Below are 25721 nucleotides of genomic sequence, written 5' to 3' on the forward strand. Positions count from 1 at the left end.
GGGCTTCGGTTGCGAGGTCGTTGTCTTCATGCGAGCCGCCATTGTGTTGCATCCCGCGTCGTCGTGGGCGCGCCGCGGTGAATCGCCCGGCTTCCATGCCAGATAATCCGCGCGAATCGGACAGACCACGGACGCCACGACGCAACAGCATGGACACGGGACGCGACGGCGACGCACTGAGCCACCTGCTCGCGGGCTACAAGTCCGAGCGCGCCGTCACGGCACGCTTCTCGCTCTCGGCGCCATGGGCGCTGCACTCGACTGGCGTGGACGGCCCGCTGATCCGCCTGTGCACCGGCGCGCCCTACTGGATTTCGGTGGGCGATGCCCAGCCGGTGCAGGTGGCGCCGCACGACATCGCGATGCTGCCTCAGGGCGGCGCGCACACCGTGTCGTCGGCGCCGGGGCTCGAGGCGCGGCCGTTCCGCGAACTGATCGCCGCGCATTCCACCGGCCGCCACGGCGACCATCCGATCGTGTTCGCGCACGGCGGCGGCGGCCCGGTCACCGAGCTGTTCTCGCTGCACCTGTGGATGCCGGCCCAGGGATTGGGCTCGATCATCGCGAACCTGCCGCCCCTGATCGTGCTGCGCCAGGCGCAGATTCCCACCACCGCCTCGCTCGCGCTGGCGATGGAGACGCTGGTCAACGAGACCGTGGCGCAGCGCCCGGGCTGGCAGCTCTCGGCCGCGCGCATGGCCGACCTGCTGCTGGTGCACGTCCTCTGCGAGCACCTCTACGCGCAGCCGGCCACGGCGCCGGCCGAGCGCCTGGGCACCTTGCGTGGACTCGACGACGAGAGCATCGCGCGCGCCATGGCGCTGATGCACGAGCGGCCCGCGCATCCGTGGTCGGTGGCGACGCTGGCGCAGGCCAGCTATCTGTCGCGCACCATCTTCAGCGAGCGTTTCCGCGCGCTGGTGGGCGTCACGCCGATGCACTACCTGGGCTCCTACCGCATGACGCTGGCGGCCGAGAAGCTCAAGAACCGGCAGCTGAGCCTGTACCAAGTGGCCGAGTCGGTGGGCTACGCGTCGGAGAAGGCCTTCTCGCGCGCCTTCCAGCGCTGGACCGGGCTCACGCCCAGCGCCTACGCCCGGCGCCACGGCGCCGCCTGAGCGCCGTCCTCGTCCGGTCACGGACGAACGGTGACCAAATCCGGCGCGCCGGAGGTTGAGCCGCCGGCCCCGGGGCCGAAGAATCGCCGCATTCCCATCACGGCCCGCGCAGCACGCGGGCCAGAGAGACGACGACATGACGGCTTCCCCTTCGCGCCCCCGGCGGCAGCGCGCGATCCCCACGGTGCGCGATCCCGCGCTCGAGCTTTCGCTGGTCAAGCCGATCGCGACCGGCGACAACCACCAGCGCGCGGCCACGGTGCAGGACACCGAGGGCGAGCCGCTGCTGCAGTTCGAGGGCCGCAGCAACCCCTACCTCGAGCACCAGCGCAACGACCTGCTGCTGAGCCTTCAGCACATGCGCAGCGAAGGCCATGACGAGATGGTGTTCATGTGCATCACCCACTGCAAGGAACTGACCTTCAAGGCAATCCACTACGAGCTGTCGAACATGCAGCTGCGCGTGCGCGCCGACGACGTGGCCGGCGCGCTGCAGCTCGCGCCGCGGGTGCGCGCGCTGCTCGAGTTCCTCGGCAAGACCTGGGACGTGCTTTCGACCATCACGCCGCACGAGTTCAACCAGTTCCGCAACACGCTGGGCATCGCCTCGGGCCAGCAGTCGTACATGTACCGGCACGTGGAATTCATCCTCGGCAACAAGTCGATCCCGCTGGCGCGCGCGCATGCCAACAACCCCGACGTGTGGCCTTACATGGAGCGCGCGCTGAATTCGCCGAGCCTCTACGACGACGTGCTCGCGCTGCTGCACCGGCGCGGCGTGCCCGTGCCGGCCGAGGCGCTCGAGCGCGACTGGTCGGCGAGCTACGCACCCAACGCGGGCGTGGAGGCAGCGTGGCTGCAGGTCTACGGCGATCCGGCGCCCGAGAACGATCTCTACCGGCTCGGCGAGGCGCTGATGGACATCGCCGACGTGTTCTCGCAGTACCGCTGGCGCCATTTCGTCTCGGTCGAACGCATCCTGGGCTTCAAGCCCGGCACCGGCGGTTCGGCCGGCGTGGGCTGGCTGCGCAGCGTGGTGGACCACCGCTTCTTTCCCGAGCTGTGGTCGGTGCGCACGCGGCTCTGAGCCTTTTCTTTCGTTTTTCTTTCTGGAGCACGCGTGTTCGATCAACTGCCGGCCCATGCCGACGATCCCATCCTCGGCCTGTTCGAGGCCTACAAGGCCGACCCGCGGCCGCACAAGGTCAACCTCGGCATCGGCATCTATTGCGACGAGCAGGGCCGGGTGCCGGTGCTGGACTCGGTGCGCGCCGCGCGCGCGCTGCTGGCCGAGGCCGATGCGCCCAGCGTCTATGCGCCGACCGAGGGGGCGCAGCCCTACCGGGACGCGGTGCGGCGGCTGGTGTTCGGCGAGGTGGCAACGGCGCCGCTCGTGGTGGTGCAGACCGTGGCCGGCACCGGCGCGCTCAAGACCGGCGCGGACCTGCTCAAGGACCTGTCGCCCGAGGCCACGGTGTGGATGCCCGACCCGACCTGGGCCAACCATGCGGCGATCTTCGAGGGCGCGGGGCTGCGCGTCGATCACTATCCCTACTACGACGGCAGCACCGGCGGCTTCGATCTCGACGGCGCCATCGCCACGCTCGGCAAGCTTCCGGCCGGCGACATCGTGCTGCTGCATCCCAGTTGCCACAACCCGACCGGCGTGGACCCCTCGCACGAGGAGTGGCACGCGCTGTTCGACACCATCGCGCAGCGCGGCCTGCTGCCCTTCTTCGACATGGCCTACCAGGGCTTCGCGCAGGGCGTGGACGAGGACGCCTGGGCGGTGCGCGAATGCGTGCGGCGCGGCATCGCCTGCCTGGTGGCGAGCTCGTTCTCGAAGATCTTCTCGCTCTATGGCGAACGCGTGGGCGCGCTCGCCGTGCATGCGCCGGGCGCCGACGCGGCGCGGCTGCTGGGCCGGCTCAAGCTCGGCATCCGGCGCAGCTATTCGTGCCCGCCGGGGCAGGGCGCGGCACTGGTGCAGGCGATCCTGACGGACCGCGCGCTCGAATCGCAATGGCGCGCCGAGCTCGAGGCGATGCGGCTGCGCATGCGGGCGATGCGCACGGCGCTGCATCGCGCGTTGCATCGGGCGCTAGGGCCGGGCTCCGACTACCTGGTGGCGCAGCACGGCATGTTCAGCTACACGGGGCTCGCGCCCGCACGGATCGATGCGCTGCGCGAACGCTTCGGCGTCTACCTCGTGGGCTCGGGGCGGCTGTGCGTCGCGGGGCTCAATGCCTCGAACATCGAACGGGTGAGCGCCGCGCTCGCGGCGGTGCGCGCATGACGCGGCCCGAACGCATCCTCGTCGTGGGCGCCGGCATCGCGGGCTGTTCGGCGGCGATCGCGCTGGCGAGCCGGGGCTTCGGCGTCACGCTGGTCGAGAAGCAGGCCGAATGGCGTTTCCAGAGCTCGGGCATCTTCATCTACGGCAACGGTCTCGAGGCGCTGCGCGCGGTGGGCGTGCTGCCGCGCATCCTCGAGGCCGGCTTCGCGATCGAGGACGGGCGCAACGTCTACCTCGACCACCTCGGCGCGCCGATCGTCGACGTGTTCTATCCGCGCTCGCAGGGCGGCGCGGCGCCGATCGTGGGCATCAAGCGTTCGCAGATGCATCGCGTGTTAGCAGACCAGCTGTCGGCGCTGGGCGTGGAGATCCGGCTCGCGACCACGGTGGAGCGGATCGCCGCCGAGGGCGCGCGCGCGCGGGTGCTGCTGTCCGACGGCACGGCGCGGGCCTTCGACCTCGTCGTCGGCGCCGACGGCATCCGCTCGCAGCTGCGCGAACGGGTGACGGGGCCGCTCGCGCCGCGCTACACGGGCTTCGGCGTCTGGCGCAGCGTGCACGAGCGGCCGCGCGCGCTGGTGGCCAAGATCATGATGATGGGCATCGGCAAGCGGCTGGGCATCATGCCGATCGCCGACGACCGGCTCTACCTGTTCGGCACCGTGGCCGAGCCGGCCGGCCGCTGGTATCCGAAGGAGGAATGGCCCGCGCGCATGCGCGAGCGCTTCGCCGAGTTCGGCGGACCGGCGCGGCCCTTCCTCGACCAGCTCGGCGCGGACTCGGAGCTGCTTTACACGGCGGTCGAGGAGGTGCAGGCGCCGCTGCCCTGGCATGCGGGGCGCCTCCTGCTGATCGGCGACGCGGCCCATGCCTCGACGCCGTTCATGGGGCAGGGTGGGGCGATGGCGGTGGAGGACGCGGTGGTGCTGGCCGAGATGCTGGCCGACCACGGCATCTCGGACGCCACCTTGGGCGCCTTCGGCGAGCGCCGCTATCCGATGTGCCGCTTCGTGCAGGACGCCTCGCGCCGGGTGGGCGAGGCCGGGGCGGTGGAGGACGCCGCGGGCTGCGCCTCGCGCAATGCGGCGATGCGCGAGGGCGCGCAGCGGCAGGTCGACGCGTTCTATGGCCAGCTGGACGCGCTGCGCGCGGGGTAGCGAGGGCCCTTATGTCCGAATCGCCCTAAGCATCTGACGAATGGGTCGTTCGCGCGCGGGCGGCGGCGCGACAGAATCGCGCGCGTTCTCCAGTCCGTACCCGAAAGTTCTCCATGCGCGTCCCCTCCCTGTTCAAGCCGGCCCTTCTGTTCTGGGCCGGCGCGTCGATCGCCCTGGGCGCGCAGGCGCAAAGCGCCGACGCTTCCTATCCGGCCAAGGCCGTTCACATCACCGTGGCCAATACGCCCGGCAGTTCGCCCGACGTGCTCGCGCGCTACCTCTCGTCGCGGCTGTCGGCGCAGTGGAAGCAGCCGGTGGTGGTCGACAACAAGGCCGGCGCGGCCGGCATCCTCGCGGCCGACGGGCTCGCCAAGGCGCAGGCCGACGGCTATTCGCTGCTGGTCGGTGCCGACGGCCCGATCACCATCCTGCCGAACCTGCAGGCCAGCCTGCCCTACGACGCGCGGCGCGACCTTCTGCCGGTGGTGTCGCTGGGCCAGATCGACTTCGTGCTGGTGGCCAATCCCAAGACCGGCTATCGCAGCGTGGCCGACTTCGTGCGCGCCGCCAAGGCGCAGCCGGGCCGCATCAACTACGCCTCGGCCGGCAACGGCAGCCCGCAGCAACTGGGCATGGAGCTGTTCAAGCAGAAGGCCGGCATCTACGTCACCCACATCCCCTACCGCGGCGGTCCGCTGGGCATGCAGGACGTGATCGCGGGCCAGGTCGACGTGATGCTGATCGCCGTGGGCCCGGCGCTGCCGCACATCCGCAGCGGCCGGCTGGTGGCGCTGGGCACGGGCGGCGAGAAGCGCCATCCGCTGCTGCCCGAGGTGCCGACCCTGGCCGAGAGCTACCCTGGCTACCGCGCCGGTACCTGGTTCGGGCTGTTCGCGCCCGCGGGCACGCCGCAGCCGGTGGTCGACGCGATCGCGCAGGAGGCCGGCCGCATCGTGCGCACGCCGGCCGCGCGCGCCGACCTCGCGGCCCAGGGCATCGAGGCCACCGGCTTCGCGCAGCGCCAGTTCCAGGGCCAGGTGGCGGCCGAGTACGAGCGCTATGCGCAGATCGTGAAGGCGAACGGCATCAAGGCGGAATAGAAGCCGGTCAACGCACCGACTTGGCCAGCGCCCGGGCGAAGGCTGCGACATCCTCGTCGCGGCAGACTTCCGCCACCAGCGGCGCATGGCCCTGCGCCACGGCCGCCAGGGCCATCGCCTTCTTCGGGCACAGGCCCAGGCAGCTGGACTGCACCACGCGCAGCCGCAGCGGCACATCGCGCAGTTCGTGCTTCAGTTCCTTGCGCACCGGCCTGGCCTGCAGCTTCGCGGGACCGTCCTTGCGCGCCTCGCACTCGCCGCAGACCAGCACGAGGCCGGCCAGCTTGGTATCGACCAGGGGTGGGGAATGGCTCACGCGGGGTCCTTCGCTGGGGTTCTTGCGGACCATCTTGGGGGCGGGGCCGCGCCGCGCAAGTCGGCCAAGCGGCCGTCCGGGTGCGCGGGATGGGGCGAATCCCTGTACCGGATCAATGCCCCCGCCGGCCCGAATGCGCTAAGGTCCGGCCATCCGCGCCTGTTTGGCGTACTTTTTCACGACTTTCACCGACCATGTCCCGTCCCCCCATCGAGATCGAAACCGCCCCCCATCCCACCGCCACGGTGATCGTGATGCATGGCCTGGGCGCCGACGGCAACGACTTCGTGCCCATCGCCAACGAGCTCGACCTCTCGAGCGTGGGCCCGGTGCGCTTCGTGTTCCCGAACGCGCCCGTGATCCCGGTCACCATCAACGGCGGCTACCAGATGCCGGCCTGGTACGACATCGCGGTGGCCGACCTGGTGGCGCGCGAGGACGAGACCGGCCTGCGCCGCTCGCAGGCCACGATCGAGGCGCTGATCGCCAACGAGAAGGCGCGCGGCATCGCGGCCGGGCGCATCGTGGTGGCCGGCTTCTCGCAGGGTTGCGCGATGGCGCTGATGACCGGGCTGCGCCATGGCGAGCGGCTCGCGGGCATCGTCGGCCTCTCGGGCTACCTGCCGATCGCGGCCACCACCGCGGCCGAGCGCCATGCGTCCAACCACGACACGCCGGTGTTCCTGGCCCATGGCCGGCAGGACCCGGTGGTGCCGATCGCGCGCGCCCAGCAGTCGCGCGACGCGCTCGCGGCGCTGGGCTACGCCGTCGAATGGCACGAGTACGCGATGGCGCACTCGGTCTGCCTCGAGGAGATCGGCGACCTCAACGCCTTCCTGCTGCGCGTGCTCGCCCCCTGAACCGGCGGGCCGAGGCGCCCGCGACACGAAAAAGGAGACACCCCATGATCCTCGTCATCGGCCATGCCACCGCCAAGCCCGACACCCTGCAGGCCATGCTCGCGATCAGCGTCGAGCACGTGCAGCGCTCGCGCGCCGAGCCCGGCTGCCTCTCGCACGAGGTCTCGACCGACGCGCTGCAGCCGCTGCGCCTCACCTTCGTCGAGCGCTGGAGCGACATGGCGGCGCTGCAGGTGCATTTCCGCGTCGAGGCCTCGCGCGCCTTCGGCAAGGCGCTGGCCGCGATGGCCGACGGGCCGCCGCGGATCCATGTCTACCAGTCCGAGGAGATCGACCTGGCCGGCCTCGCGGGCCGTTCGGGCGCTGCTTCACGGCCCCCCGAAAAGAGCTGATCGCCCCACCGAATCGAAAGGTGATGCTATGAAAAAAATAGCGAGCCGCAGCATAGCCGGCGGCGGGTTTCCCTGCACGAGCAGCGCCCGCGCCGCCGTGCTACCTTCCAGCCCCTCAGAAGATTGATGGGTCATAACAATATGAGCAACAGATTGCAGGAGAGGCTGGGTTCGCTCTCGGCCGGGCGGTTGAAGGGCATGCGGCGCGGCATCGAGAAGGAAAGCCTGCGCGCGCTGCCCGACGGCAAGCTCGCGCTGACGCCCCATCCGCTCGCGCTCGGCTCGGCGCTGACCCATCCGCACATCACGACCGACTTCAGCGAGTCGCAGCTCGAGTTGATCACCGGCGTGCACGGCGATGCCGAGGCCGCGCTCGACGAGCTGACCCGCGTCCACCAGTTCACCTACCGCGTGCTCGACCAGCTCGGCGACGAGCGCATGTGGGTCTCGAGCATGCCCTGCGGCCTGCCGACCGACGAGACCATTCCGATCGGCCGCTACGGCTCCTCGAACGTGGGCCGCGCCAAGAGCGTCTACCGCATGGGCCTGAGCCATCGCTACGGCCGCCGCATGCAGACCATCTCGGGCATCCACTACAACTGGTCGCTGCCCGAGGTCTCGAGCGAGGAGTACTTCGCGCTGATCCGCAACTTCCGCCGCCACGCCTTCCTGCTGCTGTACCTGTTCGGCGCCTCGCCGGCGCTGTGCTCGAGCTTCGTCGCGGGCCGCCCGCACGAGCTGCAGCCGCTGGGCGACGGCAGCATGTTCATGCCGCACGGCACCTCGCTGCGCATGGGCCGCCTGGGCTACCAGAGCGACGCGCAGGCCTCGCTGGCCGTGAGCTACAACAGCCTCGAGGGCTACGGCGCCTCGCTGCAGGACGCGCTCACGCGCCCGTGGCCGGCCTACGAGGCCATCGGCATCCGCAACCTCGGCGGCGACTACAACCAGCTCGGCACCAGCCTGCTGCAGATCGAGAACGAGTTCTACGGCACGATCCGCCCCAAGCGCGTGATCAACCCCGGCGAACGCCCGCTGCATGCGTTGCGCGAGCGCGGCGTGGAGTACGTCGAGGTCCGGCTCATGGACCTCGATCCCTTCGAGACCGTGGGCATCAACGCCCAGACGATGCGCTTCCTCGACGTGTTCCTGCTGCACTGCCTGCTGAGCGACAGTCCCGACGACACACCGCAGGAGATCGCCGACCTCGCGCACAACCAGCACCTGACGGCCGCGCGCGGCCGCGAGCCGGGCCTGGCGCTGCGCCGCGGCGGCCAGCCGGTGACGCTGGTCGACTGGGGCCTGGAGCTGGTCGAGCAGTGCGCGCCGATCGCCGAGCGGCTCGATGCCGCGCACGGCGGCACGGCCCATGCCGAGGCGGTGCGCGCGGCGCGCGAGGCGCTCGGCAACCCCGACAGCCTGCCCTCGGCGCGGGTGCTCGCGGCGATCGAGCGCGAGCATGCCAACTCCTTCGTCGGCTTCGTTCGCGCGCGCTCCGAGCAGACCCGCGCCGCGCTCATGGCGCTGCCCTTCTCCGAGGCGCAGCGTGCCGAGTTCGCGCGCATGACCGAGGACTCGATCCAGGAGCAGAAGCGCATCGAGATGGCCGACACCCTGCCGTTCGAGATCTACCGCGAGCAGTACGTCTCGCCCGCGCGCCTGGGCGTGGGCCGGGGCCAGCGGGTGGCCGTCGCGGCCTGAAGCCCGGCCGCCGGGCCTCCGGCTGACGACAGCCGTCTTGGCCCGTGGCCTACAGGCGGTCGGTGCCGCTGGCTCACGCTGCACCGCCGCATGGCTGAGAGGATGGCCTCATGCAAGCCGTCGTCAGCCCGCCGTTCCCTCCCGCACCGCTTCGCTCCCTGGCCGATCCGCAGGGGGGCGCCGCGCGGGGCGGGCGATCATGAGTCTCAAGGCCTACCTCATCGAAGACAGCCCCGTGATCCGCGAGAACCTCGTGGGTTTCCTCGAGGACGTGACCGAGACCGAGGTGCTGGCCGTGGCCGGCAGCGAGGACGAGGCGGTGGCATGGCTCAAGCGCCACCGCGACGATTGGGACCTGACCATCGTCGACCTGTTCCTCGAACGCGGCAACGGTCTGGGCGTGCTCGATGCCTGCCGCCAGCGCGCGCCGCACCAGAAGGTGGTGGTGCTCAGCAACTACGCCACCGCCGAGATGCGCGACCGCTCGCGCCTGCTGGGCGCCGACGCCTTCTTCGACAAGTCGGCCGAGCTCGACCAGCTCGTCGCCTACTGCGAAACCCTGCACGAAACCTCGTCGCACGGGTGACTGGCAAGGCGGCCCGGTCGCGGGCCTCCGGGGCTTTCTGAGGTAAAACGCGCCGCGGCGCGTGCGGTTCGGACGCGTCTTCCATCCATCCTCCGAGAGACCCAGACGACATGAGCAACGACAGCAGCAGCATCGACTTCCAGGGCCGCGTGGCCATCGTGACCGGCGCCGGCGGCGGCCTGGGCCGCCAGCATGCGCTGGCCCTCGCGGCGCGCGGCGCCAAGGTGGTGGTCAACGACCTCGGCGGCGCGCGCGACGGCTCGGGCGGCTCCGTGAGCGCGGCGCAGGCGGTGGTCGACGAGATCAAGGCCGCGGGCGGCGAGGCGATCGCCAACGGCGCCTCGGTCACCGACTTCGAGGCCGTGCAGGCCATGGTGCAGCAGGCGGTCGATGCCTGGGGCCGGGTCGACATCCTCGTGAACAACGCCGGCATCCTGCGCGACAAGAGCTTCGCCAAGATGGAACTGGCCGACTTCAAACTGGTGGTCGACGTGCACCTGATGGGCGCCGTGAATTGCACCAAGGCCGTCTGGGCCCTGATGAACGCGCAGAAGTACGGCCGCATCGTGATGACCACCTCCTCGAGCGGCCTGTACGGCAACTTCGGCCAGAGCAACTACGGCGCCGCCAAGCTGGCGCTGGTGGGCCTGATGCAGACCCTGAGCATCGAGGGCGCGAAGAACGACATCCGCGTCAACTGCCTGGCGCCCACCGCGGCCACGCGCATGACCGAGGACCTGTTCCCGCCCGACATGCTCGAGGCCTTCCAGCCCGAGGCCGTGGTGCCCGCGATGCTGGTGCTGGCGGCCGAGAACGCGCCCACGCGCGCCATCCTGTGCGCGGGTGCGGGCACCTTCGAGGCCGCGCACATCACGCTCACGCAGGGCGCGTGGATCGGCATCGGCGGCGACACGCCCGAGCAGTTGGCCGCCCGGCTCGACGAGGTGCGCGCGCGCGAGGGCGAGCAGGTGCCCCAGAGCGGCACCGCGCAGGGCGCGAACGAGGTCGCGAAGGCGAAGGCGGCGCGCGGCTGAATTCCGGCCGGGCGTTCAGGGCGCTTGACCTCGAGTGCACACGAGCACTTCCAATGGAATTCACCGGGCCTTCCGGTGCTTTCCATCGACGCTCAAGAGGACATCGCCATGACCACGACCACCACCACCACCGCCAGCAACAAGGCGTTCATCCAGCACATCCACGCCCAGCTCGACCAGGGCAACAGCCGGCCCTTCCTCGAGGGCTTCGCCGAAGACGCGACCTGGAAGCTCGAGGGCAGCACCGCCTGGTCGCGCACCTACCGCGGCAGGAAGGCGATCCGCGAGGAGCTGCTGAACCCGCTGTTCGCCCAGTTCGCCACCCCCTACACCAGCCGCACCGAGCACGTCCTGGCCGACGAGGACCGGGTGGTGGTGCAATTCAGCGGCGACGTGCTGACCCATGCCGGGCGCCGCTACAACAACCGCTATTGCTACGTCTACCGACTCGAGGGAGGCCTGGTGAAGGAACTGATCGAATATTTCGACACCGGCCTGGTGGCCTCGGCGCTGGAAGCGCCGGCGGTCCCGGCCCCGGCCGATGCCGGCGCCTGAGGCCCGGCGCGGCGTCGCGCAGGGCACGCCGTTCCTGATCGGCGAACTGGCGCAGCGCACCGGCCGCAGCGTGCACGCGATCCGCTGGTACGAGAGCCAGGGGCTGGTGCCCGGCGTGGTGCGCGACGCGGGCGGGCGGCGCCTCTACGGCGAGCCCCACATCGGCTGGCTCGACCTGATGGACAGGCTGCGCCGCACTGGCATGTCGATCGCCGAGATGCGCGAGTACACCGCGCTCGCGCTGCGCGGCCGCGCCACCCTGGCCGAGCGGCGCGCGTTGCTCGCGGCGCACCGCGAGCGCGTGAACCGGACCATCGCCGAATGGAAGCGCGCGCTGTCGCTGGTCGACCGCAAGATCGATTTCTACGACGCCTGGATCGAGAGCGGGCAGCGCCCGCCGCTCATTCCCATCGGGGAGCCCGAGCCGGCGCTCCCACCGCGCCAGCCGGACGAGCCCGCGCCCTCGCGCCGCGCGCGCCGGCGCTGAAGAAGGCTATTCGGCCACCAGCCCCGCGCCGCCGTCGCGGCGGATCGACTCGCGGTCGCGGTGGTTGTGCAGCCGGCCCAGCGTGCTGTCGAGCAGGCGCTTGAGCTTGTCGGACGCACCGCGGAAGGCTTCGTCCATGCTGGAAGCGTGCTGCTTCACGGCCAGCGGCTGGTGGTGCGCGAGCCGCGCCTCCATCACGCAGCACTTGTCGCGTTCGCCGGCCTTCTCGTGGTTCTCGTCGCTCAGGTGCACTTCCACCCGCGTCACGTCGTCGCGAAAGCGCTGCAGCTGCTGCTGGATCTCGGTGTCGGCCCAGCGCTCGAGCGCTTCCTTGTTGTCGATGCCGTTGCTCGTGTTGACCTGGATCTGCATGCCCAATGTCTCCCTTCTTGGATGTCAGGTTGGAGGATCGAAACGAGACTCCACTCTGAACGCTGAAATGGCGGCGAGCGTAGGCCAAGGCCCTGCCGGCGGGCCGGGCAGGGTTGGCGATGCGGCGATGAAGAGACCGGCCTACGCGCCCAGGCGCGACACCACGATGTGATCGGGCGGCAACTGCGCGCGGTGGCGCTCCCAGGCCGCGGCGAAGCCCGCTTCGAGGTGGCGCGTGTAGGCCGCGGTATCGAACAGCGCGCAGTGCCCGCGCGCGGCGGCCAGCTCGGCGCGCAGGGCCGCAAGGCGCGGCGGGTCGGTCGCGAGCGCCAGGGCCAGCGCCTCGTAGGCGGCCGGCGAGTCGGTCGCGAGCTGCGGGAAGCCGGCCGCACCCAGCAGGCTGCCCGCCACGCGGCCGGCGAAGGTCTGGCCCACGCAACTCACGAGCGGCAGCCCGGCCCACAGCGCGTCGCTGGCGGTCGTGTGGGCGTTGTAGGGCAGGTTGTCCAGGCACAGGTCGGCCAGCGCCAGGCGCTGCAGGTGGGCCGACTGCTCGGCCCAGGGCGCGAACACCAGCCGCTCGGAGGCGATGCCGTGCGCGGCGGCGCGCTCGCGCAGGTTCCGTTCGTAGGCCTCGGTGCCGCCCTTGAGCCAGAGCACGCTGCCCTCGACGCGCGCGAGCAGCCGCAACCAGATGTCGAAGAACGCGGCCGTGAGCTTCTGGCCGTTGTTGAAGTTGCAGAAGACGAAGGCCGCTTCCGGCAGGCCGGCATCGGCGCGCGACAGCGGCCCGGCGGCCGTCTCGCGGCGCGAGTCGTTGGGCTGGTAGGCGTCGGGCAGGTAGAGGATCTTCTCGCTGTAGTCCGCGCGCGCCGCCTCGGGGATCAGGAAGGGGTCGGCCACCAGGTAGTCGATGAAGGGCGCGCCCAGCGTGCCCGGGAAGCAGAGGTAGCTGAGCTGCAGCGGCGCCGGCCGCAGCGCCAGCACCGAGGGCCGCGCATCGATGGTGTAGCCGCCGAGGTCCACCAGGATGTCGATGCCGAGGTCGGCGATGGCCTGCGCGGTCTCGCTGTCCGACAGCTCGTGCGCGTCGACGAAGCGGTCGAAGGCCCGCTCGAGCCGCTCGCGCATCGCGCTGCCGTCGCTCTGGCGCAGCGAGATCGCCGTGACCTCGAAGCGTTCGCGGTCGTGGCGCTCGAACACCTCGGCCACCAGGAAGGAGGTGGCGTGGCGCCCGAAGTCGGCCGAGATGTAGCCGACGCGCAGGCGCTCGCCCTCGGCGCGCACCGGCGCGTGCAGCGGTTCGGCCGCCAGCGGGTAGTGGCGCTGCGCATGCAGCCGCGCCACCTGCAGCTGTTCCTGCGGCGTGGAGGGCAGGATCAGCAGCGCGAAGGGCTCGATGCATTCGCGCTGCGCGCGGATGTCCTCGCGCAGCAGCGCCATCTGGGCGTCGAAGTCCTGCCAGTCGGCGATGGCCGCGCGCGCATAGAGCAGGCCGCCGCGCGCGAAGGCGTAGTCGGTGTCGCCGGGATGCTCGCGCAGGGTCCGGTCGTACAGGCGTGCCGCGTCCGCGAAGCGCCGCGCCTGGCACAGCGCGGTGCCGTAGTTCTCGATCAGCGTGGGATGCGCGGGCTGCAGCGCCAGCGCGCTTTCGTAGCACTGAAGTTCCTGTGCATGCAGGCGCAGCTTGCCGCAGGCCGCGCCGCGGTTCATGTGGGCCTCGAAGGCGCCCGGGCGCAATTGCACCGCGCGGTCGAAATGGGCCAGCGCCTCGCCGGCCTTGCCGAGCGCGAGCAGCGCGAGGCCCAGGTCGTGCTCGGCCTCGAACAGGTTCGGCTGGCGCTGCAGCAGCGCGCCGAAGGCCTCGGCCGCGGCGCGGTGCTGGCCCGACTTCTGGCAGGCCACGCCGAGGTAGTACCAGCTCTCGAGGGAATTCGGGTCGTAGCGCAGCGAGACGCGCAGCCGCTCGATGGCCTGCGAGAAATCCTGCGCCTGGCCCGCGATGAAGCCCAGCAGCCGGTTCGCGGCGGCCATGTGCTGGCCTTTCTTCAGCAGCTGCAGCAGCACTTTCTGCGCAGCGGAATACTGGCCCTGCCGGAAAAGCAGCTCGGCCGACTGCAGGCTCATTGCAGGCCCTTGTTGTTCGATGATCTGGGGAGAGGAACCAGGAAACGGCGCCCGGCCGCGAGGGCGGGCGCGCGCAGTCTAGCGTCGCCGTGTTGCGTCTGCCTGACGCGGGAATTAGGGCGCGGCGGCGCCCCTTCGCTCAACTCTGGATGTAGTGGGTGAGCTGCTCGATGGTCTGCTCGTGGTCGGCAATGATGTCGTCCATCAGGTCCTGGATCGAGATCATGCCCACCACCCTGTCGCCGTCGACCACCGGCAGGTGGCGGAACTTGCGCTGGCTCATCAGCGCCATGCAGGTGTGGGTGGGGGTCTGCGGGTTCACGGTCATCACGTCGGGCGTCATGATCTCCGAGACCTTGACCTCCTTGGAGTTCTTGCCCTGCAGCGCCACCTTGCGCGTGTAGTCGCGCTCGGAGAGGAAGCCGACCAGCCGGTCGCCCTCCATCACCATCAGGGCGCCGACCTCGAAGCGGGCCAGCGTGGCCAGCGCGTCGAACACCGTGGTGTCCGGCGATGTGCGCCAGGCCGAGGAATCGTGGCGTTTGAGCAGTTCGGAGACGGGTTTCATCGCGGCAACTCCTGGAAAAAAGTCTGGATTCGACCGACGCCGGAAGGCGCGCTCGGACAAATCATAGGGGCTGGCGCGCGCGAACGGCGCAAGACTTTGCAAGCGTGGCGGCCATGCCCCGCGCGGCAAAGACCCCGGTATCCCCGCGCGGCCGGGGCGTATCGATCCATTCAGGTTCGCGGTTCACAATGCGCACCCCGGACCGGTGCACGCACCGTCTCCCGGCCCCCTCCCGCAGCCACAGACACAAGAAAGAACACGCACCGATGGCGATCCAGTGGTTCCCCGGTCACATGCATCTCACGCAGAAGGCGATCACCGAGCGCGTGAAGGACATCGACGTGGTGATCGAGCTGCTCGACGCGCGGCTGCCCGGCTCGAGCGCCAACCCGATGCTCGCGCGGCTGACCGCCAACCGGCCGGCGCTCAAGGTGCTCAACAAGCAGGACCTGGCCGACCCCGAGCGCACCGAGCGCTGGCTCGCGCACTACAACGCCCTGCCGGCCACGCGCGCGATCCCGCTCGACGCGAGCCTCTCCACCCCCGCGCAGCAGATCGTGCGCGCCTGCCATGCGCTGTCGCCCAACCGCGGCGGGCTCGCCAAGCCGATGCGGGTGCTGATCTGCGGCATCCCGAACGTGGGCAAGTCCACCCTGATCAACACCCTGACCGGCGGTCGCAAGGCCAAGACCGGCGACGAGGCCGGCATCACCAAGCTCGAGCAGCGCATCACGCTGGCCGACGACTTCTACCTCTGGGACACGCCCGGCATGCTGTGGCCGCGCATCGTGGTGCCCAAGAGCGGCTACAACCTCGCGGCCAGCGGCGCGGTCGGGCGCAACGCCTTCGACGAGGAGGAGGTGGCGCTCGAGCTGCTCGGCTACCTCAAGCAGCACTACGCGGCGGGGCTGGTCGCGCGCTTCAAGCTGGTCGAGCACGAACATGAACCCGCGGAGCTCGCCGAGATGCGCGACGAGGCGCTGCTCGACACCATCGGCCGCAAGCGCGGCGCGCTGCTCGGCAAGGGGCGCGTGAACCTGCAGAAGGCGGCCGAGATCGTGATGCACGAGTTCCGCGCCGGCAACCTCGGGCGCATCACGCTCGAGACGCCCGAGGAGTTCGCCCAGTGGCTGGCCGAGGGCCAGCGCGCCGATGCCGAGCGCGAGGCGAAGAAGGCCGCGCGCAAGCAGCAGCGCAAGGGCGGCAAGGCCGCGGCCGCCGAGGACGACGCGGCCGCCTGAGGCGCCTTCCCGGGCGCCCGGCCATCCCTTGGCGCGGCCGCGGTGCGCGCTGTCGCCGACGCAACTGCCGCGCGCGTTCCGGTCGCGGGCGCGACGGGCCGGCCAGGGGCCGCTTCGTAGAGTGGACTCGACCCATTCCGGTCGACAAGGAGAGTCCCCCTCTCGAAGGAGCATCCGATGCTAGACACCATCCAGGCCGTGAACCGATCGGCCGCATTCAACCGCTGGGCCGGCTTCGAAGTCGTGCGCGCGGAACAGGGCGAGGCCGAGCTGCGCATGGCATGGCGCGAGGCCGACATGGGCCAGTACGCCGGCTTCCTCCATGCCGGCATGATCGGCGCGCTGCTCGACACCGTCTGCGGCTTCGCGGCCGCCACCGTGGCGGGCCGCGTGCTGGCCTCGCACTTCTCGGTCGACTGCATCGCGCCCGCGCTGGGCCGCGCCTTCGTGGCGCGCGGGCGCGTCGTGAAGGCCGGGCGCAAGCAGGTCTTCACCGCCGCCGAGTTGTTCGGCGAGGCCGAGGACGGCACGCTGAAACTGGTGGCCACGGGCAGCACGATCCTGGTGCCGGTCGAGGACAAGGGCTGAGGCCTTCAGCGCGCGGCCGTCAGGGCCGCCGCGGGCGCCGGCCGCGGCGCCCGCTTTTCCCGCATCGGCAGGCCGAACAGCGGCCGCAGCCAGCGCACGCGGCGGATCAGCGCGTCGTTGAGCAGCCAGCAGCCGCCCAGCGTGGCCGCGAGGATCAGCGCCGGCTCGAGCACCGGGCCCAGCGCCAGCGGCGCCAGCCGGACGATCGCCAGCACGATCAGCGTCTGGTGCAGCATGTACCAGGGATAGACCGAGGCATTGGCCCAGCGCAGCCAGGGCCAGGGTCGGTTCAGGTGGCGGTGGCCATGGCCGAGGAGGGTGGCGACCGCGGCCCAGAGGTAGAGCGAGCGCAGCACGGCGTTGACCTCGTCGGGCACCCGGCCGGCCCCCAGCGTGCGCGCCGCGATGTAGGCGGCGACCACCGCCACGGCCAGCGCCAGCGACACGCGGCGCAGCCGCTCGAGCTCGCGCCAGATGCCGCTGTCCGCGCCCATCCAGTAGCCGTAGAGGAAGACGGTGAAGTAGATGCTGTGCAGGAAGGGGTCGCGCACCAGGTCGTGGGTCGGCGGGTAGTGCGGCGCCAGCAGCAGCGTGAAGGCCGCGAGCGGCAGCGCCGGCACCAGCAGCAGCCAGCCGCCGCGCAGCCCGTTGAAGGCCCGGCGCAGCGCCTGGCCCGCGGCCGAGCGCCACAGCGGCAGCGTGAGCGCCACCGCGGCCGTGTAGACGAACAGGTACGGCAGGTACCAGAGGTGGTTCCAGGTGATGCCGAACTCGGCGCCCGCGAAGGCGCCTTTCGGCCAGGGCTGGCTCATCGGCAGGTAGCGCGCGAGGAAGGCGCCGAAGCCCGGCGCCACCAGGCCGTTGGCCACGCCCTCGGCATAGGCCTGCCAGGGCACGACCACCGCCATGCCAAAGGCCAGCGGCAGCATCAGCCGCAGCCCGCGGCCGCGCAGCAGCGCCGTCGTGCCCTGATGGCGGGCGAGGAAGGCCAGCGAGACGCCCGAGATCAGGAACACCAGGTCCATGCGCCACAGGTTCAGCAGCCGCATCGGCCACTGCAGCCACTCGGCCGCATGCGGGCTCTTGAGGTGCCACGGCCAGTCGGCCACGTAGTACATCGCCACGTGGTAGACGATGACGAGCAGGAAGGCGAGGGCGCGCAGGGCGTCGATGTCGTGGCGGCGCTCGACGGCGGGCGGTGGGGTGGCGGGCATGGGGGCTCCTGACTGCAAAGGCGGCCATGGTCGAGGCGCGATGCCGCCGCGGCGCGCCCCGGGGACGGATCGCCGGCACTTTGTGACGAGCGGTGAGCCCGCTGGGACGAAACCAGGGGAGAAAACCGCCCCCTGGGCCGCCCCTGTCGCCCCATTCGCCACGCGGATCGCGACAATCGCCCGCCATGGCCGGCCCGCGCAAAGACCTCTACCACCGCTACGAGCCGATCCGCCGCTACGTCGAGGTCGGCTTCTGGATCGTCGTGATGGCGCTGCAGGCGCTGTTCAACACCATGGTGGCGATGGTCGACGCGCGCTCGCGCGCCGTGCCGCGCGAGACCTGGGAGATCGTGGTCTGGGAGGGCTCGAGCCACCTCGTGCTGCTGCTGCTGGTGCCGGCCATCGTGGCGCTGGAGCGGCGGCTCTCGCCGCTGGCCTCGCTGGCGCCCGGCAGGCTGGCGCGCTACCTGGCCTGGCACCTGGCGGCCAGCGTGGTGTTCAGCGGGGTCCACGTGATGGCGATGTTCGCGCTGCGTTCGCTGGCCTATGCAGTGGCCGGCGAGCATTACGCCTTCGGCGGCTGGGCCGCGCAGTGGGGCTACGAATACCTGAAGGACGTGCGCGCCTACGTCTCGATCGTGTTCGGGATCTGGGCCTACCGGATGTTCATGCTGCGCTGGCAGGGCGAGGCGCGGGTGCTCGACGCGCCGGATGAGGCGCCGGAAGCGTCGCCGCAGCCGGCGGATGCCGCGCCCGCGCCGCCGCCCGCCGAACCCTCACCGCCCCCGGCGCCCGCGCGCCCCGAGCGCTTCCTGGTGCGCAAGCTGCGCCGCGAGTTCCTGATCGCCGCCAGCGACATCGACTGGCTGCAGGCCGAGGGCAACTACGTCGGCCTGCACGTCAATGGCCACGACTACCTGCTGCGCGCCACCCTGACCGACTTCCTGACCCAGCTCGACCCGGCGCTGTTCGTGCGCGTGCACCGCAGCCATGCGGTCAATCTTTCGCGGCTGCGCGAGATCGAGCCGCTCGACGGCGGCGATGCCCGGCTGCACATGCACGACGGCAGCACCGTGCCGTGCAGCCGGCGCTACCGCGAGGCCCTGCGCGGCGCGACGGCCTCCTGAACCGCCGCGGGGTGCCGCCATGCACCGTCAGGCGGCATCCGTTCCGGTGCGCCGTGCCTGCCCACCGGGTTCGTTGAGCCCCATCTCGGCCCGTTTTGCACCATTGACGAGCTTGTGGGCACCATTTTTGCTTCATTGGCCCGCCGTCCTGCTGAATTCAGGTGCGGCGCACCAAATCAATCCAAAAACCAGCAAGAAGCTCCAATGGACGCACTCAAACAGGGCGCAGACGCGCTGTTCATCCTTCTAGGCGCGATCATGGTGTTGGCCATGCATGCGGGGTTCGCCTTTCTCGAACTCGGCACGGTCCGCAAGAAGAACCAGGTCAATGCGCTCGTGAAGATCCTGGTCGACTTCTCGGTCTCGACCATCGTCTACTTCCTCGTCGGCTACGGCGTGGCCTACGGCACCCATTTCTTCGTCAGCGCCACCGAGCTGTCGGCCCGCAGCGGCTACGACCTGATGAAGTTCTTCTTCCTGCTGACCTTCGCGGCCGCCATCCCGGCCATCATCTCGGGCGGCATCGCCGAGCGCGCCAAGTTCTGGCCGCAGCTGATCGCCACCGCCGTCATCGTCGGCTTCGTCTACCCCTTCTTCGAGGGCATCGCCTGGAACAGGCACTTCGGCATCCAGGACTGGATCGCTTCCGTCACGGGCCATGAGTTCCACGACTTCGCGGGCTCCGTGGTGGTGCATGCCGTGGGCGGCTGGCTCGCGCTGCCGGCCGTGCTGCTGCTGGGCGCGCGGCGCAACCGCTACCGCGGCGACGGCTCGCTGGCCGCGCATCCGCCGTCGAACATCCCGTTCCTCGCGCTCGGCGCCTGGGTGCTGTGCGTGGGCTGGTTCGGCTTCAACGTGATGAGCGCGCAGACCATCGACAAGATCTCGGGCCTGGTCGCGGTCAATTCCGTGATGGCGATGGTCGGTGGCACGCTGGTGGCGCTGGCCATGGGCAGGAACGACCCCGGCTTCGTCTACAACGGCCCGCTGGCTGGCCTGGTGGCGGTGTGCGCGGGCTCCGACCTGATGCACCCGATCGGCGCGCTGGTGGTGGGCGGCGTGGCCGGCGCCATCTTCGTCGCGATGTTCACGCTGACGCAGAACAAGTGGAAGATCGACGACGTGCTCGGCGTCTGGCCGCTGCACGGCCTGTGCGGCACCTGGGGCGGCATCGCGGCCGGCATCTTCGGCACCCAGGCGCTGGGCGGCATCGGCGGCGTGAACCTCGGCGCGCAGCTCATCGGCACCGCCATGGGCGTGGTCTGGGCGCTGCTCGGCGGCGCCGTGGTCTACGGCGTGCTCAAGAAGACCGTCGGGCTGCGGCTGTCGCAGGAAGAGGAATTCGACGGGGCCGACCTGTCGATCCACCACATCTCGGCCACGCCGGAGCGCGAAGTGAACTGGTGAGGCCGGCGCCTTTCGTTCAGCATTTCTGGAAGCGGTGGCACTCGGCCACCGCGCGGATCGCCACCACCGTGTTCTCGCCCTCGAGGCGGCGCGAGACGAACTCGACCGGCGTGCCATCGGCGATGTCGGCCACGAGCTTGCGGTCGGCCAGCCTGAAGGTCTGGGTGGTGAACGGGATCTTCGAGCGCGGCGGGATCTTCAGGTGCAGGTACAGCTTGCCGCCGGGCTCCTCGTGCGAGGACATCAGGCGGGCGCGCGTGTAGACGGGGTCGGTCCTGGTCTCCTGCGCTGAAGCGCCCGAGAGCGCGAGCAGGGCGGTGGCGGCAAGGACCAGCTTGGACAGCGGCGGGAAGGGCATGTGCGGACTCCTCGTCGAAGGTGGCTGAAATGCCATTGTGAAGCGGCAACCTTCGGCCAAGCCAAAGATGCGCGCGCCCGTGTGCGCCGCGAGGGTTTCGGTTCGGCACAATCGCGCCCCCCGGGCAACAAAAGGGAGGACGGGAGATGGCGAACCACACGATCGAGATCCGGCGCTTCGATGTCCACGCGGACGACCCGTCCGAATGGGCACGCTTCCACCGCTACCGGCGCATCCGCGACGAGGAGCTGCATCCTGGCGAGCCGCAGGCCGCCGATGCCGACTTCGAGCACGACGCGCGGCGCCGCATGCCCTTCTTCGAGGCCGAGCGCTTCGTCGCGCGCGAGGGCGACGAACTGGTCGGCAACATCATTCTCTGGCGGCGCCGGCCCGATGCACCGAACAGCGAGCCCTTCGCGTTGCACGCGGAGGCCTGGCTCGGCGTGTTGGGCGCGCACCGGCGCCGCGGCATCGGCAGCCGGCTGCTCGTGCCGCTGCTGGCCTTCATGCGCGAGCACGGCAAGACCGTCGCCACGATGAACACCTTCTACCCGCCGGGCCATGCCTTCCTCGAAGCCTCGGGCGCGGTCCTCAAGCATCGCGTGGTCGAGAACCGCATGCGCATCGATGGCCTCGACGCGGACGAGCTCGCGCGCTGGAAGGCGCAGGGCACGGCCGGCGGTGCGCTGCGCTTCGAAATCCATCCCGGCCGCACGCCAATGGAGCGCCTGGCGCAGCTGCTGGCGCCGTTCTCGGACCTGTTCAACGACATGCCGCTCGGCGAACTCGAGCTACCGCCCGCGCGCTACGAGCTCGACGGTTATGCCAACTGGTACCGCGAACTCGACCGCAGCGGCGGCGAGCACCACCTGGTGCTGCTGGTCGATGCCGACGGCACGCTGGCCGCGATGTGCGAAGCGCACTGGGACCCGCGCACCCCCGAGCGCCTGCACCAGCGCCTGACGGGCGTGGCGCGCGCCTGGCGCGGCCGCTCGCTGGCCAAGGCGGTGAAGGCCGCGATGCTCGACAGCGTGCGCGCGCTGCATCCCGAACTGCGCATCGTCGTGACCTACAACGCCGAGGCCAACGCGCCGATCCTCGCGATCAACCGCCGACTGGGGTTCGAGGTGCATCGGCGGCAGGGGATCTATCAGCTGGGGGTGGAGGCGCTGGCTGAGTGCCTGGCGCGGCGCGGGGAATCGGCCGCCTGAAGCGCAAATTGCGCCGATGCGCTTCAAATTTGAAGCGTATCGGGCCGGAACTGGTGCCCAGCAAGAACGCGCCGCCTGTAGCAAACTCGCGCGACCCCGATCCCGCACGAGCCGCCACACCCACCATGACCCAATCCCCACCCGCCCTCGAAGTCCTCCCGCGCGATCTCTCCGCCTACCGCCAGGGCAATGTCGGCGTCGACTACGTGCACCGCTTCGAGTCGGGCAAGCCCGGCCCGCACGTGCTGATCAATGCCCTGACCCACGGCAACGAGATCTGCGGCATGACGGCCGCCACGCACCTGCTCGACCATGGCGTGCGGCCGAAGATCGGCACGCTCACCGTGAGCTTCGCGAACATCGACGCCTACGAGTCCTTCACCGAGGCCGCGCCCTACGACAGCCGCCAGATCGTCCACAACCTCAACCGCATCTGGTCGCCCGAGTGGCTCGATGGCAGCGAGGACAGCCCCGAGCTGCGCCGCGCGCGCATCCTGCGGCCGGTGGTCGAGGCCGCCGATCACATCCTCGACATTCATTCCACCAGCCAGCCGGTGGTGCCGTTCTGGGTCTATCCGTCCTTCGAGCGCAATGCCAAGGTGGCGATGGCCATCGGCCGGCCGCCCGTGCATCTCGTGATGCCCGATGGCCTGGGCTCGGGCACGCCGCTGATCCAGTACGGCAGCCACGGCGGGCCCGACGGAAAGGGCGTGGCGATGGTGGTCGAGTGCGGCCAGCATTTCCTGCGCTCGGCATCGGACCTTGCCACCGCCGTCACCTACGACTTCCTCGCCTACTTCGGCCTGGTCGACAAGGACCCGGCCGCCCCCACGCCCGAGCCGCAGCGTCGCTTCAAGCTGCTGCAGACGCACGTGATCCAGAGCGAGGACTTCGCCTTCGTGCGCCCGCTGATCGGCTTCGAGACTTTCGCCAAGGGCGAGCTGATCGCCACCAACGGCCCCGACGAGATCCGTGCGCCGGTCGACGACTGCACCGTGTTCATGCCCGCGCAGCGCGTGATCGTGGGGCGCGAGGCGCTCTACCTGACCCAGCCGATCTGAGACGGGCGCCGCTCAAGCCGCCAGCGCACTGCGCGCCGGAATCTTCTCGAAGCAGTGGTTGCACAGCGACTGCTTCACGAAGGCCGCGTGCGTGGTGTCGACCGGCTTCTTGCAGTGCTCGCACATGAAGGCCTCGCCGACCGCGAGCTGGAATTTCTGGAAGAAGGCGTCGCTCAGGTGGATGCGGCGGATGTCGCGGATGTCGTCGCGCACCTTGAGGTTCTCGAGCGTGTTGTTGTCGAGCGCGGTGCGCGTGATGTTCAGGTGGTTGTAGCAGCCGTAGTCGATCGAGTAGACGTTGAAGGTCTCGCCCGCCATGTCCTTGTGCGAGTAGCCCTTCTTGCGCAGGTGCAGCACGCGGAAATCCACCAGCCCGAGGATGTGCGGATTGGCCGAGTACTTCTCGCTGATCATGAAGTGGCTCGAGTTCTTGCCGACCACGATCTCCTGCACGATCTTCTCGAGCAGGTTCTTCTCGACCGAGTGCTCGTCGACCTGCTTCTTCTTGTCGGTCTCGTACCAGCCCGAGGTGGCGGCGCGCACGTTCTTGATCGAGATGTGCTTGGACCCCGAGCTCTTGAACTGCGCGTACGAGTGGATGAAGAGGTTGATGAAGTCGCGCGGGATGCCCGCGCTCGCGATCAGCAGTTCGCCCAGCGCCTTGTTGGTGAGGAAGGCGTTGATGAAGGCGTCGTTGTTCTTGCGCGAGGGCAGCAGCAGTTCGTCCGAGAGGCTGGGGCTGTGCTGCTCGAGGTGCTTGCACAGCAGCTGGTTGAAGAAGTTTCGGGTCTTGGCCTTGTCGATCTCGAACACGTAGCGGTTGTCGAGCTGGTAGCCGAAGATGTCGCCGCCGTCCTCCAGGCCGTAGAACTTCTCGTCGGTCTTGTGGCCGAGGTCGGTGCGGTTCGGGATCGCGGCGATCTTGAAGCTGAAGCGGCTCGCGATGAAGGACTTCTTGACCAGTTCGGCCAGGTGCTTCTGGGCCGAGTTCGGGATCTCGGACCATTCGTCGATCAGGCAGAAGACGCGGTTCAGTTGCAGTTCCTCGCTCAGCTCCTGCAGCAGGTTCGCGATGTCGAAGACGCTGATGAACTGGTCCTTGAGCCTCGACTCCTGCGACTTGGTCTGCAGGCTGCCCGAGGCCTGCAGCTCGGGCGCCTTCGAGAGCTTGAGCGAGGCGCCGGCCTGCGCGATCGACTCGACGGCGAGGGCCGTCTCCTTGAGCTTGTTGAGCGAGCTGCCGTCGAGTTCGCGCTGGATGGCCTCGAGCCGGTGCTGCAGCTGGCGCTCGGCTTCGGCGTCGAGCGGATCGCGGCGCAGCGGGATGATGTCGTCCCGGCCGTGGATGGCGCGCAGGTTGCTCGAGAACGCGTTCACCAGGCTGCGGATGATGTTCTTGAACAGGATGACCGCGTACTGCTCCCAGCTCAGGCCGTCGGCCTCGGCATGCGGCAGGATGGTGCGGGCATCGATGTAGACCGCGATCCGGCGCGAGGCCGCGAAGTCGTTGTTGATCTTCTCCTGCAGCGCCTTCAGCAGATGGGTCTTGCCCGAGCCGCGGCGGCCGTAGATGACCTGGTTGTTGAGGTTGTGGATGTCGTGCAGCGCGTCCTCGCCCACGTACAGGCCGAGGTAGCTCTGGTCCTGGATGTTCTCGGCGCGCAGCGCGTTCGAGAGCGTCGCGACGGCCTTCTGGATCTGGACGTCGCTGATGGGCATGGCATTGCCGGTCCGGGGCGCGCTGGTCGTGTTCTTCTGCATGAGGGCTGGTGCAAGTGAAACGGACCGGCGCGCGTCCCCGAGATGGGGCCTCCCGGCGCGCGGTCTGAAAACGAATTGTTACTTGCGTCGAGCGCCTTGCCAACAGAGGCGCCCCGGCCCGGACCGCCGGCGAGGTGCCGGCGCAACGTTCAGGCGGAAATGAACAGCGCCGGATCGACCATGGCGCGGTTGAGCATCACCGACCAGTGCAGGTGCGGGCCGGTCACGCGGCCGGTGGCGCCCACCGCGGCGAGCTTGTCGCCGGTCTGGAGCACGTCGCCGACCTTCACGTCGACGCGGCTCAGGTGGCAGTACATGGTCAGCAGGCCGCCGCCATGGTCGAGCCAGACGGTGCCGCCATTGAAGAAGTAGTCGCCGGTGTCGATGACCTTGCCCGGCAGCGGCGCGAGCACCGGGGTGCCGGTGCCGGCCGCGATGTCCATGCCGCTGTGGGGATTGCGCGACTGGCCGTTGAACACACGGCGCAGGCCGAAGGAGCTGGAGCGGCGGCCGGGCACCGGCACGCGCATCTGCAGCGCGGCATCGGGGCGCAGTTCGGTGCGGGTGGCGGTCACGGTGGCGAGGTGGTCGCGCTCGCGCTCGTAGCGCGCCTGGTCCTCGGGCGAGAGGTCGACGGTGCGCGGCGCCACGTTCAGGCGCTGCTCGCGGTACTGCTTGGGCGCGATGCTGTAGCCGAGCTGGCGAGGCGCGGCATCGGGGCGGGCCTGCACCGAGATGCTGGCCTCGCCGGGTTCGGCCGCGAGCGGAATGCCGACGAGGGCGGTCCATTCGATGGCGTCGCCGAGTACCAGCACGGGCTGGTTGCCGTCGCCGCCAGTGGTGGCCAGCGGGCGCGCGGCCGCGGGGCCGAGCGACAGGCGCGCGATGCCACCCGGGACCTGGGAGGCGCGGGGCCAGACTTCGGGGGGCTGGGGCTTGGCGCCGCCGGCCTTCTTGGTCGCCGCCGTGGCGGGCAGGGCGAGCAGGGCGGCGGTGCCGATCAGGAGCGTGCGGCGGGTGGAGAGCGGAGCATGAAGGATGCGTGACATGGGCCGCATTGTGGCGGCATGGCCCGCGCCCGGTT

General features: G+C 70.1%; 26 protein-coding genes. 18 read left to right on the top strand and 8 right to left on the bottom strand.

What is annotated here, in order from left to right:
• Positions 1–149 precede the first annotated feature (149 nt).
• The 5 genes from ACODT0_RS35905 (at position 150) to ACODT0_RS35925 (ending at position 5671) form a co-directional block, all read left to right on the top strand.
• Positions 150–1118 carry an AraC family transcriptional regulator gene (locus ACODT0_RS35905; RefSeq protein ID WP_489043430.1) on the top strand — a complete coding sequence of 323 codons (969 nt, stop codon included), beginning with the start codon at positions 150–152 and terminating at the stop codon, positions 1116–1118.
• 136 nt (positions 1119–1254) lie between these two features.
• Positions 1255–2205 carry a tryptophan 2,3-dioxygenase gene (locus tag ACODT0_RS35910; RefSeq protein ID WP_296739463.1) on the top strand — a complete coding sequence of 317 codons (951 nt, stop codon included), beginning with the start codon at positions 1255–1257 and terminating at the stop codon, positions 2203–2205.
• A gap of 33 nt (positions 2206–2238) precedes the next feature.
• Positions 2239–3414, top strand: coding sequence for an amino acid aminotransferase (locus tag ACODT0_RS35915; protein WP_489043431.1), 1176 nt, complete (start codon positions 2239–2241; stop codon positions 3412–3414).
• Entirely contained in the window at positions 3411–4571 is a 1161-nt protein-coding gene (locus tag ACODT0_RS35920) for an FAD-dependent oxidoreductase (RefSeq protein ID WP_489043432.1), read from the top strand. Before ACODT0_RS35915 ends, ACODT0_RS35920 begins: the two co-directional genes overlap by 4 nt.
• Positions 4572–4684: 113 nt before the next feature.
• Complete coding sequence (locus tag ACODT0_RS35925) at positions 4685–5671, top strand: Bug family tripartite tricarboxylate transporter substrate binding protein (protein WP_489043433.1); 987 nt, start codon at positions 4685–4687, stop codon at positions 5669–5671.
• A 7-nt stretch (positions 5672–5678) separates the two neighbouring features.
• Here the strand turns inward: ACODT0_RS35925 and ACODT0_RS35930 are convergent, their stop codons facing one another.
• Positions 5679–5987: a hypothetical protein gene (locus tag ACODT0_RS35930; RefSeq protein WP_261217440.1), complete on the bottom strand. Its 309-nt coding sequence runs from the start codon at positions 5985–5987 to the stop codon at positions 5679–5681.
• A 194-nt stretch (positions 5988–6181) separates the two neighbouring features.
• Between ACODT0_RS35930 and ACODT0_RS35935 the strand changes: the two genes are divergently transcribed.
• The 7 genes from ACODT0_RS35935 (at position 6182) to ACODT0_RS35965 (ending at position 11602) form a co-directional block, all read left to right on the top strand.
• Positions 6182–6847, top strand: coding sequence for an alpha/beta hydrolase (locus tag ACODT0_RS35935; RefSeq protein WP_422096422.1), 666 nt, complete (start codon positions 6182–6184; stop codon positions 6845–6847).
• Positions 6848–6891: 44 nt separating this feature from the next.
• A complete protein-coding gene (locus tag ACODT0_RS35940; protein ID WP_489043434.1) occupies positions 6892–7239 on the top strand; it encodes a putative quinol monooxygenase in 348 nt (115 codons plus the stop codon).
• A gap of 141 nt (positions 7240–7380) precedes the next feature.
• Entirely contained in the window at positions 7381–8940 is a 1560-nt protein-coding gene (gene gshA, locus ACODT0_RS35945; RefSeq protein ID WP_261217433.1) for a glutamate--cysteine ligase, read from the top strand.
• Between the two features lie 199 nt (positions 8941–9139).
• Positions 9140–9526, top strand: coding sequence for a response regulator (locus ACODT0_RS35950; protein WP_489043435.1), 387 nt, complete (start codon positions 9140–9142; stop codon positions 9524–9526).
• A 110-nt stretch (positions 9527–9636) separates the two neighbouring features.
• Positions 9637–10560, top strand: coding sequence for an SDR family NAD(P)-dependent oxidoreductase (locus tag ACODT0_RS35955; RefSeq protein WP_203202048.1), 924 nt, complete (start codon positions 9637–9639; stop codon positions 10558–10560).
• 108 nt (positions 10561–10668) lie between these two features.
• The gene (locus ACODT0_RS35960; protein ID WP_422096426.1) at positions 10669–11115 is read left to right on the top strand and encodes a nuclear transport factor 2 family protein; all 447 of its coding nucleotides are present in this window, start codon (positions 10669–10671) and stop codon (positions 11113–11115) included.
• Positions 11102–11602, top strand: coding sequence for a MerR family transcriptional regulator (locus tag ACODT0_RS35965; RefSeq protein WP_489043436.1), 501 nt, complete (start codon positions 11102–11104; stop codon positions 11600–11602). The genes ACODT0_RS35960 and ACODT0_RS35965 overlap by 14 nt, the downstream gene beginning before the upstream one ends.
• A gap of 6 nt (positions 11603–11608) precedes the next feature.
• Here the strand turns inward: ACODT0_RS35965 and ACODT0_RS35970 are convergent, their stop codons facing one another.
• The 3 genes from ACODT0_RS35970 to ACODT0_RS35980 form a co-directional block, all read right to left on the bottom strand.
• Positions 11609–11974: an HPF/RaiA family ribosome-associated protein gene (locus tag ACODT0_RS35970; RefSeq protein WP_057595657.1), complete on the bottom strand. Its 366-nt coding sequence runs from the start codon at positions 11972–11974 to the stop codon at positions 11609–11611.
• A 141-nt stretch (positions 11975–12115) separates the two neighbouring features.
• Positions 12116–14101: an O-linked N-acetylglucosamine transferase, SPINDLY family protein gene (locus ACODT0_RS35975; protein WP_489043437.1), complete on the bottom strand. Its 1986-nt coding sequence runs from the start codon at positions 14099–14101 to the stop codon at positions 12116–12118.
• A gap of 139 nt (positions 14102–14240) precedes the next feature.
• Positions 14241–14669, bottom strand: a complete 429-nt coding sequence (locus ACODT0_RS35980) for a CBS domain-containing protein (RefSeq protein ID WP_057595659.1) — start codon at positions 14667–14669, stop codon at positions 14241–14243.
• Positions 14670–14935: 266 nt separating this feature from the next.
• Between ACODT0_RS35980 and ylqF the strand changes: the two genes are divergently transcribed.
• Positions 14936–15910, top strand: a complete 975-nt coding sequence (gene ylqF, locus ACODT0_RS35985) for a ribosome biogenesis GTPase YlqF (protein ID WP_057595660.1) — start codon at positions 14936–14938, stop codon at positions 15908–15910.
• A gap of 177 nt (positions 15911–16087) precedes the next feature.
• Complete coding sequence (locus tag ACODT0_RS35990) at positions 16088–16498, top strand: PaaI family thioesterase (protein WP_261217414.1); 411 nt, start codon at positions 16088–16090, stop codon at positions 16496–16498.
• A gap of 5 nt (positions 16499–16503) precedes the next feature.
• Here ACODT0_RS35990 and ACODT0_RS35995 read toward each other — a convergent pair whose 3' ends face one another.
• On the bottom strand, positions 16504–17712 hold the full coding sequence (locus tag ACODT0_RS35995; protein WP_489043438.1) for an acyltransferase family protein: 1209 nt from the start codon (positions 17710–17712) through the stop codon (positions 16504–16506).
• Between the two features lie 185 nt (positions 17713–17897).
• Between ACODT0_RS35995 and ACODT0_RS36000 the strand changes: the two genes are divergently transcribed.
• Positions 17898–18839, top strand: coding sequence for a LytTR family DNA-binding domain-containing protein (locus ACODT0_RS36000; RefSeq protein ID WP_296731039.1), 942 nt, complete (start codon positions 17898–17900; stop codon positions 18837–18839).
• A gap of 204 nt (positions 18840–19043) precedes the next feature.
• A complete protein-coding gene (locus ACODT0_RS36005; protein WP_489043439.1) occupies positions 19044–20246 on the top strand; it encodes an ammonium transporter in 1203 nt (400 codons plus the stop codon).
• A 16-nt stretch (positions 20247–20262) separates the two neighbouring features.
• Here ACODT0_RS36005 and ACODT0_RS36010 read toward each other — a convergent pair whose 3' ends face one another.
• The gene (locus tag ACODT0_RS36010; protein ID WP_296731031.1) at positions 20263–20604 is read right to left on the bottom strand and encodes a hypothetical protein; all 342 of its coding nucleotides are present in this window, start codon (positions 20602–20604) and stop codon (positions 20263–20265) included.
• A gap of 146 nt (positions 20605–20750) precedes the next feature.
• Between ACODT0_RS36010 and ACODT0_RS36015 the strand changes: the two genes are divergently transcribed.
• Positions 20751–21815, top strand: coding sequence for a GNAT family N-acetyltransferase (locus ACODT0_RS36015; protein WP_296731027.1), 1065 nt, complete (start codon positions 20751–20753; stop codon positions 21813–21815).
• A gap of 125 nt (positions 21816–21940) precedes the next feature.
• Complete coding sequence (locus ACODT0_RS36020) at positions 21941–22876, top strand: M14 family metallopeptidase (protein ID WP_489043440.1); 936 nt, start codon at positions 21941–21943, stop codon at positions 22874–22876.
• A 12-nt stretch (positions 22877–22888) separates the two neighbouring features.
• On the opposite strand, the gene ACODT0_RS36025 is transcribed toward ACODT0_RS36020, so the two are convergent.
• Both ACODT0_RS36025 and ACODT0_RS36030 read right to left on the bottom strand, forming a co-directional pair.
• On the bottom strand, positions 22889–24637 hold the full coding sequence (locus tag ACODT0_RS36025) for an ORC-CDC6 family AAA ATPase (RefSeq protein ID WP_261217405.1): 1749 nt from the start codon (positions 24635–24637) through the stop codon (positions 22889–22891).
• Positions 24638–24786: 149 nt separating this feature from the next.
• Positions 24787–25686 (bottom strand): M23 family metallopeptidase, encoded by a 900-nt coding sequence (locus ACODT0_RS36030; protein ID WP_261217404.1) that lies wholly within the window; start codon positions 25684–25686, stop codon positions 24787–24789.
• Positions 25687–25721: the final 35 nt, after the last annotated feature.

This window comes from Variovorax sp. FG153 (assembly GCF_057809595.1).

Coding starts and splice junctions, on each gene's coding strand:
- ACODT0_RS36020 (WP_489043440.1), top strand. CDS start 21,941: ATGACCCAATCCCCACCCGCCCTCGAAGTCCTCCCGCGCGATCTCTCC.
- ACODT0_RS35980 (WP_057595659.1), bottom strand. CDS start 14,669: ATGAAACCCGTCTCCGAACTGCTCAAACGCCACGATTCCTCGGCCTGG.
- ACODT0_RS35950 (WP_489043435.1), top strand. CDS start 9,140: ATGAGTCTCAAGGCCTACCTCATCGAAGACAGCCCCGTGATCCGCGAG.
- ACODT0_RS35975 (WP_489043437.1), bottom strand. CDS start 14,101: ATGAGCCTGCAGTCGGCCGAGCTGCTTTTCCGGCAGGGCCAGTATTCC.
- ACODT0_RS36010 (WP_296731031.1), bottom strand. CDS start 20,604: ATGCCCTTCCCGCCGCTGTCCAAGCTGGTCCTTGCCGCCACCGCCCTG.
- ACODT0_RS35960 (WP_422096426.1), top strand. CDS start 10,669: ATGACCACGACCACCACCACCACCGCCAGCAACAAGGCGTTCATCCAG.
- ACODT0_RS35925 (WP_489043433.1), top strand. CDS start 4,685: ATGCGCGTCCCCTCCCTGTTCAAGCCGGCCCTTCTGTTCTGGGCCGGC.
- ACODT0_RS36000 (WP_296731039.1), top strand. CDS start 17,898: ATGGCCGGCCCGCGCAAAGACCTCTACCACCGCTACGAGCCGATCCGC.
- ACODT0_RS36005 (WP_489043439.1), top strand. CDS start 19,044: ATGGACGCACTCAAACAGGGCGCAGACGCGCTGTTCATCCTTCTAGGC.
- ACODT0_RS35990 (WP_261217414.1), top strand. CDS start 16,088: ATGCTAGACACCATCCAGGCCGTGAACCGATCGGCCGCATTCAACCGC.
- ACODT0_RS35935 (WP_422096422.1), top strand. CDS start 6,182: ATGTCCCGTCCCCCCATCGAGATCGAAACCGCCCCCCATCCCACCGCC.
- ACODT0_RS35940 (WP_489043434.1), top strand. CDS start 6,892: ATGATCCTCGTCATCGGCCATGCCACCGCCAAGCCCGACACCCTGCAG.
- ACODT0_RS36030 (WP_261217404.1), bottom strand. CDS start 25,686: ATGTCACGCATCCTTCATGCTCCGCTCTCCACCCGCCGCACGCTCCTG.
- ACODT0_RS35955 (WP_203202048.1), top strand. CDS start 9,637: ATGAGCAACGACAGCAGCAGCATCGACTTCCAGGGCCGCGTGGCCATC.
- ACODT0_RS35995 (WP_489043438.1), bottom strand. CDS start 17,712: ATGCCCGCCACCCCACCGCCCGCCGTCGAGCGCCGCCACGACATCGAC.
- ACODT0_RS36025 (WP_261217405.1), bottom strand. CDS start 24,637: ATGCAGAAGAACACGACCAGCGCGCCCCGGACCGGCAATGCCATGCCC.
- ACODT0_RS36015 (WP_296731027.1), top strand. CDS start 20,751: ATGGCGAACCACACGATCGAGATCCGGCGCTTCGATGTCCACGCGGAC.
- ylqF (WP_057595660.1), top strand. CDS start 14,936: ATGGCGATCCAGTGGTTCCCCGGTCACATGCATCTCACGCAGAAGGCG.
- gshA (WP_261217433.1), top strand. CDS start 7,381: ATGAGCAACAGATTGCAGGAGAGGCTGGGTTCGCTCTCGGCCGGGCGG.
- ACODT0_RS35965 (WP_489043436.1), top strand. CDS start 11,102: ATGCCGGCGCCTGAGGCCCGGCGCGGCGTCGCGCAGGGCACGCCGTTC.
- ACODT0_RS35920 (WP_489043432.1), top strand. CDS start 3,411: ATGACGCGGCCCGAACGCATCCTCGTCGTGGGCGCCGGCATCGCGGGC.
- ACODT0_RS35910 (WP_296739463.1), top strand. CDS start 1,255: ATGACGGCTTCCCCTTCGCGCCCCCGGCGGCAGCGCGCGATCCCCACG.
- ACODT0_RS35970 (WP_057595657.1), bottom strand. CDS start 11,974: ATGCAGATCCAGGTCAACACGAGCAACGGCATCGACAACAAGGAAGCG.
- ACODT0_RS35905 (WP_489043430.1), top strand. CDS start 150: ATGGACACGGGACGCGACGGCGACGCACTGAGCCACCTGCTCGCGGGC.